A 3576-nucleotide genomic window follows, 5' to 3' on the forward strand; every position below is an offset into this window, starting at 1 on the left:
CTGGAAATAAGCCTGCTGATGATGGTTATTTTCATCGCAGCCGTGCTTGGTGATTCCTGCAACTACCTGATTGGACATTATTTCGGGAAAAAACTGTTCTCCCAACCAGACTCAAAGATCTTCAAGCAAAGTCATTTGGAGAAAACCCATCATTTCTTCCAGAAATATGGCGGAAAAACCATAATCATTGCCCGTTTTGTCCCCATTGTCCGCACTTTTGCACCGTTTGTCGCCGGAATGGGACACATGAATTATTACTTGTTTATGATTTACAACCTTGTCGGGGCAGCTGTCTGGGTCTTACTTTTTTGCATGACAGGCTATTTCTTTGGAAACATCCCTTTTGTGCAGCAAAACCTCAAAATACTTTTGATGGGCATCGTACTGGTTTCACTCTGCCCTGCCCTCATTGAATATATACGAATAAAAAATAAACGAACAACAGTATGAAAAATTCCCTGTTAAACCGATTTGTACCCAAAGAAAGCAAATTCTTTCCTTTATTAAACCAATTGTCACAAACCGTACTCAATGCTTCTGAACTTCTGATTGACAGCATGAACCATGACACACCAGAGACATGGCAGGAGTATTATCACAAAGTGAAGGAGGCTGAAAGAAAAGGCGACCAGATAACCCAGCAGATTTTCATGGAGCTAGGCCAGACCTTTATCACCCCCTTTGACCGGGAAGACATACATGACCTGGCCTTTTCCATCGATGACGTGACCGACCGCATTCACAGTGCCTCGAAGCGGATTGCCATCTACAAGCCGCACGCCATTTCAGACAGCGGAAAAGAGCTGGCTGTCCTCATACAACAAGGAGCCTCCATCATCTGCAAGGCCATGGATGAGCTGGAAACCTTCAGCAAAAATCCGTCCAGACTGAAAGATTACTGTCAGAAGCTCCATGAGATAGAAAACCATGCGGATGAGGTCTATGACCTTTTCATCATGCAACTGTTTAATGAAGAAACAGACTGCATTGAACTGATCAAGACAAAAGAAATCATGCAGGAACTGGAAAAGACGACAGATGCCGCCGACCATGTAGGAAAACTCCTGAGAAACATTATCGTAAAATATGCCTGAAAAAAAGAATTGCACATGGAATTACTCATCACCATCATTGTACTGGCCCTGATTTTTGACTATATCAACGGTTTTCATGATGCAGCCAACGCAATAGCTACCATTGTTTCTACCAAGGTGCTGACTCCGCTCCAGGCTGTAATCTGGGCTGCCTTTTTCAATTTTCTGGCGTTTTTCATCGCTAAATACCTTATCGGTGATTTCGGCATTGCCAACACTGTGTCAAAAACAGTCTATGAGCAATACATTACTTTGCCAGTCATCTTGTCTGGAGTGATTGCAGCCATCATCTGGAACCTGTGGACCTGGTGGAGAGGAATTCCTTCTTCTTCATCCCATACACTTATCGGCGGGTTTGCGGGAGCCGCCATTGCAGCTTATGGATTTGGTGCCATTCAAAGTTCGGTTATCCTGAAAATCGTGCTTTTCATTTTTCTGGCTCCAGTCATAGGTATGCTTGTAGCCTTCCTCTTCACTCTGATAGTGCTGAATCTGTGCCGTAAGGCCCATCCCCACACCGCAGAGAAATGGTTTAAAAGACTACAGTTGCTCTCATCCGCCCTGTTCAGCATCGGGCATGGACTTAACGACTCGCAAAAGGTAATGGGTATCATTGCAGCTGCCCTGATAGCAGCCCATTCGCAAGGCATTGGCATGGGGGTAAACAACGTAGGCGATTTACCCGACTGGGTCGCTTTTTCCTGCTTTACCGCAATCTCACTGGGAACCATGTCGGGAGGATGGAAAATAGTGCGCACCATGGGAAATCGAATTACCAAAGTTACCCCTTTAGAAGGTGTCATTGCTGAGACTGCGGGTGCATTCACTCTTTATCTCACAGAATACCTAAAGATTCCGGTAAGTACTACCCATACCATATCAGGAGCCATTATAGGAGTAGGTGCTACCCGTCGTTTATCAGCTGTTCGTTGGGGAATTACCAAAAGCTTAATGACGGCTTGGACCCTTACGATTCCAATAAGTGCGATACTCGCTGCAACTGTTTATAGTCTTATATTATTAATAACTTGATCTTACTGAAACATCAACACTAAATTCTAATAAAGTAAAAGTTAAAACTATATTGAATATTTCATCCAAATTATAAAAGGGTGAATATGAAAAGTATCCTATCAGACTCCCTATTGAGGAACTGATAGGATTTTTTTATTATAGCTAATATTGTGTTTTTTCACCCTATAAAATTTGAAGTTTTTCACAAGGCAATCTTTTGTTTTTTACGATAATGAACATTTGCCAAAAGGCAACAATCATCTTTAAGTTTCTAATTGTTTCAGTTTTTGTATAAAGACTTCATGTGTTTTATAGTCCTAATATGATTATTTATAAGAGTTTATAGGTACATAAATTAATATATGTAAGCAAAGCTAATCTTAGCAAAGATACATTTATCGGGAAAATCTAAGGCGTTAGTTTATAAGTCTTCAGTGTTATATGTAGACAAAGCCTACAACATCATTTTAGCCATATTTGCAGGCTTCATAATTCGGCATATGTGCATGTTATTACTATAATCATAATCATTAAATTCCCAGTTTTTACAAGGATAAAATGACTGCATCCTCATTTCTTGCTGCAAAAATAGCTGTTTGCCGCGCAACTCCCGCAAGGCGGCCCTGCCGGGCTGGTTGGCGGGAAAAAATCATCCTCGCTTCGCTCCGGTATTTTTTCCCGCCAAGCCTTGCAAGGATGCGGGCAAACAGACAACAGGGACAACAAGAAATAAGAATGCCTGTACCTTACAGGCAGACGATATATAACAATAAATATCAGAAGTCATGATTACAGACCAGAAGACACAGAACAGGCTTCACGCGGATACCGGAACGGCACTGTTCTCCATCAGAAAAAGGAAGGAAGCCGTCACAAGGATGCTGGACATTCTGAAAGAGACTCCGGAATATCTGCAGGTTATGAACCATATACCGGCTTATGCCATGGATGACGATACGTCAGAATGGTGGAATTCCGAAGAATCGGAAAATTTCATGAATTCACTCATGGAAGTGATGGAAAGCTATACTCCAGACGGATACAGGTTCGGACCGAAATCCAGTACGGCCGACCTTTACGGATACTGGGAAAGCAAGACCGGACGGACAACCCTCTTCCATCTGCTTTTCAGTCTGGAAACCGGATATGAATGGGAAAAAGATCTTTCCCATGAGAAAACGGACGCATTCTACAAGGAAATAAAAGAGAAATTTCATGAAGAAGAATTCGATACGGTCAGAACCGGCTGTACGTCACTGGCCATGTATCTTGTAAAAGGAAAGACACGCCTGCACGTGCATCCTATGGAAATAAGCGGCTACTGTGAGACATTGCATATTCCAAAGGTTACAGCCATACTGAAAAAAGGAGGCAGCACATTCCGTCTTGTAAAGAATACGATAGCGGAAGAAGTGTATTCCTTCACCGATGAAGAAGAAATGGAATATTACCGTGCCAGATACGGAAC

Annotated in this window: 4 protein-coding genes; all 4 read left to right on the forward strand. The window is 42.4% G+C overall.

Annotation, left to right across the window (positions count from 1 at the left end; translation table 11 throughout):
- The coding region (locus Q3C19_RS17980; protein WP_302731194.1) for a VTT domain-containing protein at positions 1 to 450 on the forward strand (450 nt) is incomplete at its 5' end.
- A complete protein-coding gene (locus Q3C19_RS17985; protein WP_071150661.1) occupies positions 447 to 1094 on the forward strand; it encodes a DUF47 domain-containing protein in 648 nt (215 codons plus the stop codon). The genes Q3C19_RS17980 and Q3C19_RS17985, both read left to right, overlap by 4 nt.
- A 15-nt stretch (positions 1095 to 1109) precedes the next feature.
- Positions 1110 to 2126 carry an inorganic phosphate transporter gene (locus Q3C19_RS17990; RefSeq protein WP_071150662.1) on the forward strand — a complete coding sequence of 339 codons (1017 nt, stop codon included), beginning with the start codon at positions 1110 to 1112 and terminating at the stop codon, positions 2124 to 2126.
- A gap of 767 nt (positions 2127 to 2893) precedes the next feature.
- On the forward strand, positions 2894 to 3576 hold a 683-nt coding region (locus Q3C19_RS17995; RefSeq protein ID WP_302731199.1), incomplete at its 3' end, for a hypothetical protein.

This window comes from Bacteroides sp. ET489, from assembly GCF_030518095.1.
Taxonomy (GTDB): domain Bacteria; phylum Bacteroidota; class Bacteroidia; order Bacteroidales; family Bacteroidaceae; genus Bacteroides; species Bacteroides ndongoniae.